The organism is Pseudomonas sp. Z1-14 (genome assembly GCF_051132005.1).
Classification (GTDB): Bacteria; Pseudomonadota; Gammaproteobacteria; order Pseudomonadales; family Pseudomonadaceae; genus Aquipseudomonas.
In genome coordinates this window covers 665,543-679,653 of the sequence record NZ_CP071646.1, presented here as the reverse complement: position 1 = coordinate 679,653, position 14,111 = coordinate 665,543, and the positions used below count along the sequence as shown (strand labels likewise).

The 14,111-nt window shown below is 58.9% G+C and carries 11 protein-coding genes and 2 pseudogenes; 11 read left to right on the top strand and 2 right to left on the bottom strand.

Annotated elements, in window-relative coordinates; genetic code table 11:
- The first annotated feature begins 407 nt into the window (after positions 1-407).
- Positions 408-1,272 (top strand): annotated as a pseudogene (locus J3P89_RS03210) (PDDEXK nuclease domain-containing protein).
- Positions 1,273-1,447: 175 nt separating this feature from the next.
- Here the strand turns inward: J3P89_RS03210 and J3P89_RS03205 are convergent.
- Positions 1,448-1,807: a DUF6124 family protein gene (locus tag J3P89_RS03205; RefSeq protein ID WP_434696700.1), complete on the bottom strand. Its 360-nt coding sequence runs from the start codon at positions 1,805-1,807 to the stop codon at positions 1,448-1,450.
- Between the two features lie 507 nt (positions 1,808-2,314).
- Here J3P89_RS03205 and J3P89_RS03200 point away from each other — a divergent pair.
- The 6 genes and pseudogenes from J3P89_RS03200 to J3P89_RS03175 all read left to right on the top strand — a co-directional run bounded on the left by J3P89_RS03200 (position 2,315) and on the right by J3P89_RS03175 (position 9,287).
- Positions 2,315-7,087 carry an RHS repeat-associated core domain-containing protein gene (locus tag J3P89_RS03200; protein WP_434696699.1) on the top strand — a complete coding sequence of 1,591 codons (4,773 nt, stop codon included), beginning with the start codon at positions 2,315-2,317 and terminating at the stop codon, positions 7,085-7,087.
- Positions 7,084-7,617, top strand: coding sequence for a CPCC family cysteine-rich protein (locus J3P89_RS03195; protein WP_434696698.1), 534 nt, complete (start codon positions 7,084-7,086; stop codon positions 7,615-7,617). Before J3P89_RS03200 ends, J3P89_RS03195 begins: the two co-directional genes overlap by 4 nt.
- A 145-nt stretch (positions 7,618-7,762) precedes the next feature.
- Positions 7,763-8,096, top strand: a pseudogene (locus J3P89_RS03190) (RNase A-like domain-containing protein).
- Entirely contained in the window at positions 8,093-8,353 is a 261-nt protein-coding gene (locus J3P89_RS03185) for a contact-dependent growth inhibition system immunity protein (protein ID WP_434696697.1), read from the top strand. Before J3P89_RS03190 ends, J3P89_RS03185 begins: the two are co-directional and overlap by 4 nt.
- 29 nt (positions 8,354-8,382) lie before the next feature.
- Positions 8,383-8,781, top strand: coding sequence for a hypothetical protein (locus J3P89_RS03180; RefSeq protein ID WP_434696696.1), 399 nt, complete (start codon positions 8,383-8,385; stop codon positions 8,779-8,781).
- A 269-nt stretch (positions 8,782-9,050) separates the two neighbouring features.
- Entirely contained in the window at positions 9,051-9,287 is a 237-nt protein-coding gene (locus J3P89_RS03175) for a hypothetical protein (protein ID WP_434571568.1), read from the top strand.
- A gap of 13 nt (positions 9,288-9,300) precedes the next feature.
- On the opposite strand, the gene J3P89_RS03170 is transcribed toward J3P89_RS03175, so the two are convergent.
- Entirely contained in the window at positions 9,301-9,759 is a 459-nt protein-coding gene (locus tag J3P89_RS03170; RefSeq protein ID WP_434696695.1) for a GNAT family N-acetyltransferase, read from the bottom strand.
- 158 nt (positions 9,760-9,917) lie between these two features.
- On the opposite strand from J3P89_RS03170, the gene J3P89_RS03165 reads away from it, so the two are divergent.
- Genes J3P89_RS03165 through J3P89_RS03150 form a run of 4 tightly spaced genes read left to right on the top strand, consistent with a single transcriptional unit; the run spans position 9,918 to position 14,107 of the window.
- A complete protein-coding gene (locus J3P89_RS03165; protein WP_434571567.1) occupies positions 9,918-10,541 on the top strand; it encodes a CDP-alcohol phosphatidyltransferase family protein in 624 nt (207 codons plus the stop codon).
- Positions 10,542-10,551: 10 nt separating this feature from the next.
- Positions 10,552-12,309: a bifunctional alpha/beta hydrolase/class I SAM-dependent methyltransferase gene (locus J3P89_RS03160; RefSeq protein ID WP_434696694.1), complete on the top strand. Its 1,758-nt coding sequence runs from the start codon at positions 10,552-10,554 to the stop codon at positions 12,307-12,309.
- A complete protein-coding gene (locus J3P89_RS03155; RefSeq protein WP_434696693.1) occupies positions 12,309-13,646 on the top strand; it encodes a phosphatase PAP2/dual specificity phosphatase family protein in 1,338 nt (445 codons plus the stop codon). The genes J3P89_RS03160 and J3P89_RS03155 overlap by 1 nt, the downstream gene beginning before the upstream one ends.
- Positions 13,643-14,107, top strand: a complete 465-nt coding sequence (locus J3P89_RS03150; protein ID WP_434697945.1) for a hypothetical protein — start codon at positions 13,643-13,645, stop codon at positions 14,105-14,107. The genes J3P89_RS03155 and J3P89_RS03150 overlap by 4 nt, the downstream gene beginning before the upstream one ends.
- Positions 14,108-14,111 lie beyond the last annotated feature (4 nt).

The window sequence follows — 14,111 nt, the reverse complement described above, 5'->3', positions numbered from 1 at the left end:
GCAGATCACTTTCTGACCAAGTCCCACAGCCGGCCGCAAGAGCCGGATGTACGTTTTGAAGGCTGGTAAGGTTTGTCAAAAACGAACTGAATCAGTCAACGAGAAGCCGGCCATAAGCCGGCTTTTTAATGTCTGGTGGAAATTCATACACAGTGTTCGCGATGCTGACACTTTCTCTGTCGATGAGTAATAAAGACCCAAAGTAAGCATTTTCATTTTTTACTGAGTGAAATTTCCGAAAGGACGCAACCCGCTTGCGCCTCATAAATGCGCAGCTTAGTCTTCGATCGTCACTGCCAACAAAATGATTAGACCTTATAGCCCGCCACTGACTGGACAACGAACGTCTTCATCTGCATGACGCTTATGATTTCTGCCTGTCGCCCCCTGAACCATGAGAGAAAAGCATGAGCGAACACCCTGTTAGCCTAAGCATGCCCCCGGAAGGTTATGGCGACTGGCTGGCTGACCTCAAGAGCCGTATTCACAATGCGCAGCAGCGCGCCTCATTGGCAGTGAATCGCGAACTGGTTTTGCTCTATTGGCAGATCGGTCAGGATATTTTGATCCGGCAAACACAACAGGGTTGGGGAGCCAAGGTAATCGACCGGTTGTCTCGAGACTTGCGTACAGCCTTTCCCGATATGAAAGGCTTCTCCCCACGTAACCTCAAGTACATGCGTGCCTTTGCTGAGGCGTGGCCTGACGCAGTGTTTGTGCAAGGGGTGCTTGCACAATTGCCTTGGTACCACCAATTGGCGCTGCTGGACAAACTGCCAAACCCTGAAACGCGCTGCTGGTATGCCGCCGAAGCCATCAAGCACAACTGGGGTCAAACATGTCACCGATTTCCTGCTGGAACTAGGCGCAGGCTTTGCCTTCGTCGGTCAACAGGTGTTGCTGGATGTAGGCGGCGACGAGTTCTTCATCGACCTGTTGTTCTATCACCTCAAGCTACGCTGCTACGTGGTGATCGAACTCAAGGCAGGCAAGTTCAAACCCGAACATCTGGGGCAGCTAAGTTTTTACCTCACCGCAGTGGATGCCCAGCTCAAACACCCTCAGGACGGCCCGACCATTGGTCTTCTGCTGTGCAAAAGCAAGAATAAGGTAGTGGCTGAATATGCGCTGCGTGATAGCGCACGTCCCATCGGTGTAGCTGAATACCAATTGGTGGAGTCTCTGCCCGCGGAACTACAAACCAGCCTGCCTAGCATTGAACAGATCGAGCGAGAGCTGGCAAGCGGCAAGTCCATGGAAGACGATTCGTAATGAAGTTGCTCCCTTCAATCCCTCAACCCCTCCAGGCCTCAACCGTCAACGGCAAGTCATTCAGCTCAACAGGTTGTTTCACGCTCTGAGCACTCGTCGTTTCGTGGTATTCGGATGTAAAAAGGCCTTGCCAAGCAAGACCTTTTTACGCCTGGCGGGCAGCCAACCCCCCGCCCTACCTCATCTCAACGACATCTAAAGCCCGGTTCGCCAACAACTCACTTAGCTCAATCAACTGCAAAATCCCCAACGCGACATGCCGTCGCGAGCCTTCCAGATCGAATGCCAGATCATTGATCATCGCATTGGCAGAAGCCAGGCTTTCGCTCAGGTTCGCGAGCAGGCACTCCATGTCCACATCAGGTGCGACGGTAAACATGGCGTCGGGCTTGTCGGGCGTTTCGTTCTCAGGGGTAGGCTTGAGATCGGAATCGAAAGCCCGGTTGGTAGCATCATCGACTTTTTTGTTGCGAGCAGACTGAGCGCGAGGCTCATGTCCATCTATAGCTGGGGGGTTCGGTGTAATTTTGGCCATGGAAAAGCTCCTAGAGTCGGTTGGAGCTGCCACCGTTCGCTGCGAAACGAATTATGGGTGGCAGCTGTACGCGGGTTCGCAGACCGGGACTCTAGGGACCGGCAGACCCGAGGGTCTCCCACGCACAGCCACCTCTGACGAAAGTACAGACATGGGCTATCTGCTTTCGAAGGTGACATTGTGCGTCTATAGAGTCCGGGCTGCGAAACCCGATCACTGATGAGCAGTGACAGGACCCAAGCTACCGACCAACCCCAAGCCGCACAAGCCGGCCGATTCTGGCGTAGTTGTAGGCAACGGCGCAAGACAGCGTCAGCCCCTTTCCAGATCCCACGAGCCGGATAAACACCCTAGGCTGAGTCGCCTCCATTTCAGCGCTTCGGCTTGCCCCCGACAACGTAGTGGCAATTAAAGAAACGCCCTACACGCCCTGCTTCTTTTCCTGACTTATTTCCTTTGCCGCCCCCGGCAAAGTCTCGCGTCTACCCTGCGCCGCGAGATGCCTGCATGCCCTTCTACGAGAAAATCCTTGCCCAGGGCAACGTCATTGGCTCGCTGGTAATGGCGGCCATGGACTCGGACCAACCCGATGTCGAACGGGTGCTGAAGGATTTCCGCCAGTGCCTGAGCGACTACGACACCTGGGCGGAAGATTTCTGGGCCGGCCGGTCGCTGGACATCAAGCAGGCGTTCAAGGTGGGCGACGAGGTCGCGCTGGCGCCTGCAAGAACCGGCGGCAAGCAGGTCAGTTCTCTGGTGGCGCGGTGTCCGGCACAGGGCCCGTTGACGCTGGTGCATATGTTCCGGGCCTCGCGTTTCGTGCCGATCGGCAACACGCCGGTGATGCTGGAGCCCATCCTGGGGGGCGAGCCGGGGAGGGAAAGGTTTGGCGAGGCGGTGCGTCACGACATCGGCCCCAGCGGCATCTTGGAAATACCTGAATGCGACCGCGGCCGGCGGTACCGCATTACCTTTTTTCCTGATCTGACGACCGTTCACGTCAAGGCGCTGTACGCGTCCTACCAGCAGCTGATCGTCGAGCTCGAAGGTTGGCTGAAAGCCGAGTGGAACGAGTTTCAACCGCTGTGGAAGGCGTTTTCCGAAAGCGCTTTTCTAAAGCGTGTCGACGTATTGCAGCAGGCTCAGTTGCGCGGTTTTGAACACGCGCTGCATGGGCTATGGGACGATATCAAGCAGGTCTTCGATCTGTTGGCGGACCTGCGGGCCAACAGCGAAAAATTGCTGGAGTACCTCACCGAGGTCGAGCTTGAGCAGCTGCTGAAAGCCCCGGCAGAGGCGATAGCGAAAGCCTTGATGATCTTGAGCGACGAGCCGTTGCTCTTGGTCTACACGGCGGCCTTCACCAGTTGGCTGCGGATGTTGCCGCCGCAGTACATGGCTGAAGTCATGGGCGAAATACGCGCCGCCATTCTGATCAACTTTTTGTTGGCGCGTTTTACCGGCGGCCTGGGTCTGGGTCTGCGCCTGACCGGCAAAGTGTTGCGCCATGTCCGCTCGGAACGCGCCCGCGAGTGGTTGCAGGCATCCAGCCAGCGATTGGGCCAACTCGGCGGCGGCAGCCTCGACAAACACGCCGATGTACTGAAACCGCTGGTGATCGGTGGCCGAGGGCCGTCGGTGGGGCCGGCGCCCGTCACGCCGTTGCAGATCACCACGGGGTCGGTGCCGCTGTCGGTCAGACGTCCGGTCCCGATCGTGCGGGAAAAATCCCAGCCTGCTTCACGACTGAGCAAGTACGAACCCCACGACGACGCCCCCACCCCCTCGAAAAACCCCAACGGCGACCCCGCCGACAGCGCCGCCCAGACCCGCACCGACGGCTGCCCGGTGTCGATGGTCACCGGCGAGGAACTGCTGACCCTGGAGGACGGCACCCTCGACGGGCGCTTGCCCTTCGTCTTCACCCGCCTCTACCGCACCAGCGCCGCCGAGCTGGACGTCGGCCTCGGCCGTGGCTGGAGCCATGGCCTGGCCCATCGCCTGGTGATTGAGGGTGAGCAGGTGATCTGGATCGACCAGGAAAACCGCCGCACCAGCTTTCCTCGCCCCAGCCTGCAACGCCCCGCGATCCACAACAGCCTGGCCCGCGCGGCGATCTACCTGAGCCGCGAGCCGGACGAACTGATCATCGCCCAGCCCGGCGAAGACGCCCCTTTCCTGCACTTTCGCGACGGTCATCTGACGGCGCTGAGCGATCGGTACGACAACCGTCTGACCGTCCAGCGCAACATCTACGGCGACATCAGCCGCCTGGACAACGGCGCCCGGCGCGGTCTGCGGTTGCGCTACGAGCATCGCCACCTGGTCGCCATCGACTATCAGAGTTTTGACCCGAAGCAGCATCCGGACGATGCCTGGCGCACCGAACAGACGCTGGTGACCTACCGCTACGACGGCCGTTTCCGACTCATCGAGGCGACCAATGCCGCTGGCGAAAGCGAGCGCTACGACTACGACGACCAGCACGTCATCCTCCAGCGGCAACTGGCCGGCGGCGCGAGTTTCTACTGGGAATGGCAAGGCCTCGGCCCGGCGGCGCGCTGTGTGCGGCACAGGGCGTCGTTCGCGCAGATGGACAGCCACTACAGCTGGGGCGAAGACGGCAGCGTCACGGTCCGGCATCGGGACGGCAGCCAGGAGGTGTACGTCCACGACGACCGTGCGCGGCTGGTGCGCCAGGTCGATCCCGTTGGCGGCGAACAGCTCAAGGCTTATGACGAGCAGGGTCGGCTGACCGCCGAGCAGGATCCGCTGGGCGCGGTCACCGAATACCGCTACGACGAAGCCGGACGGCTGGTGGCGCTGATTCCGCCTGAAGGCGAGCCGACGTCCTACGAATACCGCAACGGTTTCCTGCACGCCCGACAGCGCGGCAAAGCCGTGTGGACCTACCGGCGCAATGCCCAAGGCGATGTGGTCGAGGCCATCGACCCGGATCGTCACAGCACCCGATACGCCTATGACGCCCAGGGGCAACTGCTCTCGATCCGCTATCCGGACGGCGGCACCCATCATTTTGTCCGCAATAGCCAGGGCCAGCTGACTGAAGAAACCCTGCCCGACGACAGCCAGCGGAGTTTTTCCTACGACACGTTGGGGCGGCTGCTGACCCGCAAGGACGAACATGGCGCGATTACCCACTACCAGTGGGATGCCGTCGGCCGCTTGCTGCAAACCACCCTGCCCACCGGCGCCACCCGCGCCTGGAGCTACAACGCCTACGGCAAGGTCACCGCCGAACGCGACGAACTGGGGCGCATCACCCGCTACGAATACGCCGACGACCTGCACCTGATCAGCCGGCGGCTCAATCCCGATGGCAGCGAACTGAAGTATCGCTACGACTCGGCGCGGTTGTTGCTCACCGAAATCGAGAACGAATCCGGCGAAAAATATCAGCTGGCCTACACGCCCAACGGATTGATCCGACAGGAAACCGGCTTCGACGGCCAGCGCACCGGCTACGCCTACGACCTCAACGGCCACCTGCTGGAAAAGACCGAGTTCGGTTCCGATGGCAGCCAGCGGCTCACCGCTTATCAGCGCGACAGCGCTGGCCGCCTGTTGCGCAAGACCTTGCCCGACGGCAAACCGGTCGAGTACCGCTACGACGCCCTCGGCCGGCTGGTCAGCGTCGACGACGGCCACTGGCCGCTGTCCTACGAATACGACAACCAGGACCGCCTCGTCGCCGAACACCAGGGCTGGGCCACCCTGCACTATCGCTACGACGAGGCCGGCCGGCTGACCTACTGCCGCCTGCCCGACCGCAGCACCCTCAATTACCGCCACCTCTATGGCGGCGCGCTGCTGGCCATCGACCTCAACGGCCAGTGCCTGACCGAACACCGCTTCACCGGCACCCGCGAACGCCAGCGCCAGCAAGGCCTGCTGCTCAGCGACTACAGCTACGACGAACAGGGCCGCCTCAAGGCCCAGACCGTGTGGCAGACCCAGCAGAAACAACTGTTCTGGCGCGACTATTCCTACAGCGCCAATGGCAACCTCGCCACGCTGTCCGACACCCGAAACCGACGCGCCTACCACTACGACCCGCAAGATCGCCTGCTGCGTATCGACTACGCCCACAGCCAGCCCCCCGAGCACTTTTCCCACGATCCGGCCGGCAACCTGCTGCTGCACGACCGCCCCGGCCCGACCACCCTCAAGGGCAACCGCCTGCTGATGGAGGGCGATCGCCACTACGACTACGACGCCTACGGCAACCTGGTCCGCGAGCGCCGCGGCAAAGCCCAGTGCCTGATCACCGAATACCGCTACGACAACCAGCACCGCCTGATTGGCCTCACCACCCCGGAAGGCAACGAAGCGTCCTACCGCTACGACGCCTTCGGCCGACGCATCGAAAAGACCGTGGACGGCCAGACCACCGAATTCATCTGGCAAGGCGACCAGCTCATCGCCGAAAGCAGCGACCAGCATTATCAAAGCTACGTCTACGAGCCCGGCACCTTCCGCCCCCTCGCCCTGCTCAAAGGCCAAGGCCCAAAAAACGCCACGCCGTTCTACTACCACAACGACCACCTCGGCACGCCCCAGGAACTGACCAGCCACCAGGGCGAAATCGTCTGGGCGGCGCGCTACACCGGCTACGGCAAACTCACCAAACTGGCCCACGGCGCCGGCAAGCGACTGACCCAGCCGCTGCGTTTCCAAGGCCAATACCACGACCTGGAAAGCGGCCTGCATTACAATCGGCATCGCTACTACAATCCGGACACGGGGCGGTATCTCACGCCTGACCCGAGCAAGCTGGCGGGTGGGCTCAATGGGTACCGGTACACCCTGAACCCGACGGGGTGGGTGGATCCGTTGGGGTTGGAAGGTTGCCCGGGAGCGGATAAATGCTCACCCGTCGAAGGTGCTGACACACCAAAGAAGAAGGGACGAGTAGATGAGGGCGATGTACTCCCGCCAACGGCAGGATCCGTAAATTGGAAAGGGTTCGCATCAGGGAAGCTCCAACCTCACTACCAGAAGCACGTAATTGATCAGAGAGAATTCGGCGATATATCGCAAACGGAGTATCTAAAACAAGCCAAAGATTTTTCAAAGGAAACGGGGGATTTTAATGAAGTCAACGCCGCCAACTTTATTATCAAACATGACCCTAAAACAGGAAGAGTTTTCGTCGGACATTTAAAATCTAGAGAAATTCGGACATTCTACAAAGACGACAAAAGAAGTAACGATGCATTTCAGTCAGCCATAGATTTAGCAAAAGGCTTTAGAAAGTGAAAAAAATATTCCGATTTGCAGCAATCAAAACTATAACTGAGAACACTCTAAAATTACTGACAACAGAAGAAAGGCATTCTCTCCTCCTAAACTGGTGGACACTTGATGAAAGCGACGCTATTTTCTTTAGCCTTTCAAAAGAACTGCAAAATACAATATCAAACAACGATGAACCACCAAAAAATCTTGAAGACCTACTAATCGAAGAGCTGCTCCTAGCCGGCCTAAAATCAAGCTACACCGGAGTAACAAATGAATACTTGGCCGACCAACTAGCTCGACTCGAAAATGAAGCTTTCTACGTTGAGGGCGACAAGGAGAGTTTGCATGCATGCCCGTGCTGTGAGTACCACACCCTCTTGACTACCTCAAACTACGAAATTTGCGATCTATGCAATTGGGAGGATGACGGCACTACCACCCCTGAATCCTTTAGCCACCCAAATCACATGACACTCAGCGATGCGAAAAAAGCATTTCGCGAAAAGTCTAAAAATCTGCAGCTAAACAAATGGGCTAAAACTTCTTAGACGAACCGCCGAACCATGAGATTCGACGTAGGATTGGCAGCGTATTACCACCTACCACGAACAAAGGGATAGATTTATTTTTAATAAATCCGCCCTCTTCTCAAGAGATTAATAAATCCGCCCCCTTTTCACACATGGTGGGCATTTGATCGCAAAGCATGTAGGCAGAACAGATGCTCAGCTAGCCCAAAGGATGGAAGCAGAGCCTAATATCCCAGCGGCGTCCAGATTCCCTGATAGAGCGACTGCTGAATCGTCCGCAGCCAGGGCAATAGCGGCCAACCCACAGAAAGTTGAAGAGTTTAAGCAGCACAAATACGAAGACAAGAATCACACATACTTACACCCAGCCGGTTGGTGTCAGTTTACTGCGTGACCGCAACGACTACGTCCCGGCATACAAAACTTTGTTTGTATTAAAAAAAGACCCTGAAGCGCCAGAAGGCTATTTCCTATTAACAGGATTCCCAGAAGCATGAATACAAGACCTGAAGAGTTACATGATTTTTTTGGCGCTCACTTTCATCAAGACTGGATGACAGAGCATGAAAGCGCAGAAAAAGTTATCAACGCTTTCCTGACGGAATCTGATATTGATTTCTTGAGGCGGGTTCAGCAGCAACTTAATTTATTGCTTAACGAGCAGAAAGACGAGCCAAATTTGCGAGAATATCTTTTAAAGGAGCTAAGCTGCTATTACTGTTACTGGAACGAATGGGACACCGGCGAACACTAGTGCGTACTTCATGCAGGCAACCCCACAACATGACCATCCGAAAAATAACCATTGAGCTTCACGGCAGACTTAAAAAAGCAATTTTCGAATACGACAGAGGAGATATAACCCTAACCGTAAAAGTACCGGGCGAGCCAGAGAAAACATTCACTGACGTTGATTACTACTGTTGCCTAGGCAAGGTAAGACAAGATTTCCCCGACGTTAAATTTCTGTGCAAGGGTTCAAAAATCAACGTATATCCTTCGCGCATGTGCTCGCAAATGGCCATGGGATTAGTAGCTTACGAAGTCTGTTGGGGGAAAGCCGCAGACAGCGAGAACATAGTCCAAATTTTTGATTACGAGGACAAAAACCTAGCCACAGATATCAATGCTCAGTTTGATTACCACAAGCGCTGGATGCTATCTCTACGCAACGGCTTGTGACACCAGTAATAGATATTTAAATATTCAAAGCAAACGCTCTGAACTGATCAACACGAAAATGTTACCAACCTTGCCACGGGGGTCAGATCAGTTGAATTGACTCTGGCTGATACGCCGCCATCGCGAGCAAGCTCGCTCCCACAAGGGAGCGCCTAAATCCAGATGCCCACTCCAAACCGATCATCGCGTTCGATTGTGCAAAAACGGAACCCAATCCCAACGCGCCCCTCAATCCCAGAGAGACCACGTATCACTCGGAGCGCCCCGTCATGAACCACCCCACCCTGACCTTCGCCCAACTCCACCCCGGCGATCGCTTCACCCAACCCGCCGATCACCGCCTGTTCACCAAACTCACCGACCACACCGCCCGTGAGCACAGCGTGCATTCGATCAATCTGAAGGAGGAAGGCTTCGGCTACACCGAAGACCCCATCGAAACGTTGTCCGGGGATGCCCCGGTCGAGTACGTCCCGGTCGGCGGGCCGCTGCGTGCTGGGGGCTAGCGCTTATAAAGAATCATAAACACCGTCCCATGAGCCATTGCTCCTTGCCCCAAGCCTCGAAGCGCTCCAGCACTTCCCAGCCCTGCCTGGCGTAATAGTCCCGTTGGCTGTGGGTGTGCAGGAACAAGGTGGTATAGCCTGCCTCTTTCGCATGGCTACAGATGCCGTCGATCAACTGCGCCGCGAGCCCCCTGCGGCGGGCATTCGGGCTGGTGAAGACGCAAGCAAGCCAAGGGCCGAGGTCGGGGCGCTCAGGTAGATCGTCTCCCGCCAGCGAGGCGCCGCCCAACAACTGGTCGTGTTCCAGGGCGATCAGGCATTTCCAGCGGCCATCGCGTTGCCCCGCTGCAAACTCTTCCTGCCAACTGGCGAGCGACTGCTGCGCAAATTCATAGTTGAACTCTCGATAAAGCCACTCGGCCATCAGGTTGCATTTATCCATGTGGTTGATGAGCCAATCCACTCGCAGCATTTCAGCAGTCCTTTTGTAGTCGGTTTTCCAGCGCAAACACCCGCGCAGATGCCTACCCGCGCGCATTCCCAGTAAATACCCACCTGCAACGCCTCAACCTATCGTAATCTCGCATCTGCACAAGCCCTGCCCCGAATCCGGCCGAGATCCCATTTCAAATGCCTTCCATTTATCAACTCAAACCCGCCTTCCAGAATTTGCTTCGCCCCACCGTCCAACGTCTTTACAACAAGGGTGTCACCGCCAATCAGGTCACGCTTCTGGCGGGTGCTGTGTCGGTGTTGGTGGGGGCGGTAATTGCGTGGTTCGCCAGTCATCCGTGGGTTTTTATCCTGGTACCTGTGTGGATGTTTCTGCGCATGGCCTTGAACGCGGTGGATGGCATGCTGGCGCGGGAGTTTGGTCAGCAATCGAATCTGGGCGCGTACCTCAATGAGCTATGCGATATCATCGCCGACGCTGCCTTGATCCTGCCTTTTGCCTTGTTTGCCGATACCAGCCTGCTGCTCGTGTTGTTGGTCACGCTGTTGGCGTTGTTCAGCGAATACGCCGGCGTGCTGGGGGCGATGGTCGGGGCTTCGCGGCGTTATGACGGGCCGATGGGCAAGAGTGATCGCGCCTTTGTGTTCGGCGTGCTCGCGACCGGTATTGCCCTGGGTTGGCTTGGGGCGCTGTGGGTTGATGGTGTGATGGCGGTGGTTGCCGCCCTGCTGGTTTATACCTTGGTCAATCGGGTCCGTCATGGCCTGAGCCAGGTGTCGGAAAACGCTCCCTCAGCATAAGGAAGTTGCAATGCGCGAAGCCCAGGAACTGACGTTCACCACCCACGATGGCGTGGAGTTGTTCTACCGGCACTGGCCGGCTGTCGAGGCCGCGACGGGTGAACCCCGTCAGGCTGTGTTGTTGTTTCACCGCGGCCATGAACACTCCGGGCGCATCGCGCATCTGGTGGATGAGCTGGATCTGCCCGGGTTCGAGTTTTTCGCCTGGGACGCACGCGGCCACGGCCAGTCGCCTGGCGAACGCGGCGACAGCCCGAGTTTTGCCACCAGCGCGCGGGATGTGCAGACCTTTTGTGACCACATCGGCGCAACGCACCAGATCGACGAACAGAACATCGCCGTAGTGGCGCAAAGCGTCGGTGCGGTGATCGCATCCACCTGGGTCCACGATTACGCACCGCGCATTCGCTCGCTGGTGCTGGCGTCGCCGGCCTTCAAGGTCAAGCTCTACGTGCCGTTTGCCCGTCCGGGCCTGGCATTGATGCGCAAGTTCCGTGGCAACTTTTTCGTCAACAGCTACGTCAAGGCGAAGTTCCTCAGTCATGACCCGGAGCGGGTGGCGTCCTACGACAGCGATCCGCTGATCACCAAGGCCATTTCGGTGAATGTGCTACTGGGCCTGTACGAAGCCGCCGATCGGGTTGTCGCCGACGCGCAGGCAATCCAGGTGCCGACGCAGCTGTTGATCTCCGGTTCCGACTTTGTGGTGCATCGCAAACCCCAGGAGCAGTTCTTCGAGCGGCTGGGCAGCCTGCAAAAGGAAAAACACATCCTGCCGGGTTTCTTCCACGACACCCTCGGCGAGAAAAATCGCGCACCGGCGATTGCCAGTGCCCGACGCTTCATCCTGCAAAATTTTGCCCGACCGCTGGAGCGCCCTTCCCTGCTGGACGCCGATCGCCTGGGCGTGACCTGCGCCGAAGCCGAAACCCTGGCCACGCCGTTGCCCCACAACTCGTTGCGCGATCTTTACTGGCGCATGACCCGCGCCAGCATGCGTTTTGGCAGCAAGTTGTCCGCCGGGGTAAAGCTGGGCTTCGACACCGGATTCGACTCCGGCAGTACCCTGGATTACGTCTATCGCAACCGGCCCACCGGCACGTCTGCGCTGGGCAAGATGATCGACCAGAACTACCTGAACTCCATCGGCTGGCGTGGCATTCGCCAACGCAAGTTGCACGTCGAAGAATTGCTGCGCCTGGCGATGGGCAAATTGCGCGAGCAGGACCGCGAAGTGCGCATCGTCGACATCGCCGCCGGACACGGCCGTTACATTCTCGAGGCGCTGCAAGGCGTCAACCCGTTGCCGGAGTCGATCCTGCTGCGCGACTACAGCGACATCAACGTGCGCGACGGCAGTGCGCTGATCGTTGAAAAAGGTTTGGGCGATATCGCTCGATTCGTCAAAGGCGATGCCTTCGACCGTCAGGATCTCGCAGCCCTGGAACCCAAGCCGACCCTCGCCGTGGTGTCGGGCCTGTATGAGTTGTTCGCCGATAACCAGATGGTCGCGGGCTCTCTGGCCGGCCTGGCCGAAGCGGTCGAGCCCGGTGGTTTCCTGGTCTACACCGGCCAGCCGTGGCACCCGCAGCTGGAATTGATCGCGCGCGCCCTGACCAGCCACCGCGCTGGCCAGGCCTGGGTGATGCGTCGGCGCACTCAAGCGGAAATGGACCAGCTGGTTGAGGCGGCGGGTTTCCGCAAGATCACCCTGCGGGTCGATGAGTGGGGCATCTTCAGCGTTTCGCTGGCTCAGCGAGTCCAGTAATGAGCGCGGTCATTGCTCCGGTCCGCGAACCCGCGCTGCTGAAACCGGCGGTGCTCTGGCTGCTGTTGCTGGCACCGCTGTTCTTCAGCACCTACGGCTTCGCCACCTGGGTAACGTCCCAGCGTGACGATGTCGGCACGCTGGTGTTCGCTTGGGAAAGCCACATGCCGTTCCTGGCCTGGACCATCGTGCCGTACTGGTCGATCGACTTGTTGTACGGCCTGTCCCTGCTGCTGCCCAACAGCCGCGACGAACTCAAGCGCCACGCCCTGCGCCTGCTCACGGCTCAGGTGATAGCCGTCAGTTGCTTCCTGCTCTGGCCGCTGACGTTCACCTTTGCGCGGCCGGAAATGGACGGGGTGTTCGGCTGGATGTTCGACGTGCTGGCCGGCTTCGACAAGCCGTTCAACCAGGCGCCGTCCCTGCACATCGCGCTGCTGGTGGTGCTCTGGGTCTGCTATCAACGTCATCTGCAAGGCTTCTGGCGCTGGTTGATGCACGGCTGGTTCGCCTTGATTGGCGTGTCGGTACTGACCACTTACCAACACCATTTTGTCGACGTGCCCACCGGTGCGTTGGCCGGTTGGTTGTGCGTCTGGCTGTGGCCGCTGGACCGACCGAGTCCACTGCAAAGTGCACGCCTGACGCGCGACCCGGCGCGCCTGCGACTGGCCTTGCGTTATGGCGTGGGCGCCGCAGTGCTCTTCACGTTGGCGTTCGCCTTCGGCGGCGCGTGGCTCTGGCTGATCTGGCCGGCGGTCGCGGTGCTCATGGTGGCGTTGAATTACCTGGCGTTTGGCGCCAGTGGCTTCCAGAAGCGTGAAGATGGCCGGCTGAGCCCGGCGGTGCGCTGGTTGCTGGCGCCCTATCTGGCGGCGGCGTGGATCAACTCCCGCGTGTGGACGCGCAAACATCCGCAGCCGGATCAGGTAGAGGATGGCGTCTGGCTCGGTCGGATTCCTACGTCGGCAGAACTGCGGGACCACTCGTTCAACGCCGTGCTCGACCTTTGCGCGGAACTGTCCATGGACAGCTCAGCCATCGCCTATCGCACCTTGCCGGTGCTCGACCTCAGCGCACCGACCGCCGAGCAGTGCCTGAACGCGGCGCAGATGATTGAGCAACTGCGTCAGCACGGGCCGGTCCTGGTCTGCTGCGCCCTGGGTTATTCGCGCAGTGCCACCGCCGCGGCGGCGTGGTTGCTGGACAGCGGTCGCGCCGACAGTGTCGACGCGGCCATCGCCCAGATTCGCCAAGCCCGGCCGGGTATCGTGTTGCACCCAGCCCATCGCCAGGCGTTGGAGCAACTATCCAAGGGATTCGGGGCATGGTCATGAGCAGTGACATGGAACTGCACACCGTGGCGAGCCTGCTGCGCCGCGGTCATTCGCTTGACCAGCTCTCCACCGGACTGACCTTGCTCGCGGCGCTGATCGGCCTGGGCCAATGGCTGGTGGGCAGCATCGATCCATGGCTGCTGTTGCTGAGCTTCGGCGTGTTCGTCCTCGGCCTGCAGGAAAAATATCTGGCGTTTCGCGTGGCCTTTGATGCCGATCTGTTTCAGATCGTCGCGGATGCCGACAAGCCGCTGACCGAACGCACCCAGGCGCTGGACGCCGCCCTCGCCAACCTCGGCCTGCAACCGGTCGAGCGTGGCGGGCGGTCATGGCCCGAGCGCAGCCACGGTTCCATGCGCCTGCTTCGCCGCCAAGCCTGGCTGGTGGCGACGCAAGCGCTGTTGACGGTGAGCTTCGTACTGGCGAGTCCCTGGCTGGTCTACTCGGGTCTGGGTGTTTGAAACA

What these genes read in the sequence shown, in the direction of transcription:
- J3P89_RS03205 (WP_434696700.1), bottom strand. Translation starts at nt 1,807, where the DNA reads ATGGCCAAAATTACACCGAACCCCCCAGCTATAGATGGACATGAGCCT.
- J3P89_RS03200 (WP_434696699.1), top strand. Translation starts at nt 2,315, where the DNA reads ATGCCCTTCTACGAGAAAATCCTTGCCCAGGGCAACGTCATTGGCTCG.
- J3P89_RS03185 (WP_434696697.1), top strand. Translation starts at nt 8,093, where the DNA reads ATGAATACAAGACCTGAAGAGTTACATGATTTTTTTGGCGCTCACTTT.
- J3P89_RS03180 (WP_434696696.1), top strand. Translation starts at nt 8,383, where the DNA reads ATGACCATCCGAAAAATAACCATTGAGCTTCACGGCAGACTTAAAAAA.
- J3P89_RS03175 (WP_434571568.1), top strand. Translation starts at nt 9,051, where the DNA reads ATGAACCACCCCACCCTGACCTTCGCCCAACTCCACCCCGGCGATCGC.
- J3P89_RS03170 (WP_434696695.1), bottom strand. Translation starts at nt 9,759, where the DNA reads ATGCTGCGAGTGGATTGGCTCATCAACCACATGGATAAATGCAACCTG.
- J3P89_RS03165 (WP_434571567.1), top strand. Translation starts at nt 9,918, where the DNA reads ATGCCTTCCATTTATCAACTCAAACCCGCCTTCCAGAATTTGCTTCGC.
- J3P89_RS03160 (WP_434696694.1), top strand. Translation starts at nt 10,552, where the DNA reads ATGCGCGAAGCCCAGGAACTGACGTTCACCACCCACGATGGCGTGGAG.
- J3P89_RS03155 (WP_434696693.1), top strand. Translation starts at nt 12,309, where the DNA reads ATGAGCGCGGTCATTGCTCCGGTCCGCGAACCCGCGCTGCTGAAACCG.
- J3P89_RS03150 (WP_434697945.1), top strand. Translation starts at nt 13,643, where the DNA reads ATGAGCAGTGACATGGAACTGCACACCGTGGCGAGCCTGCTGCGCCGC.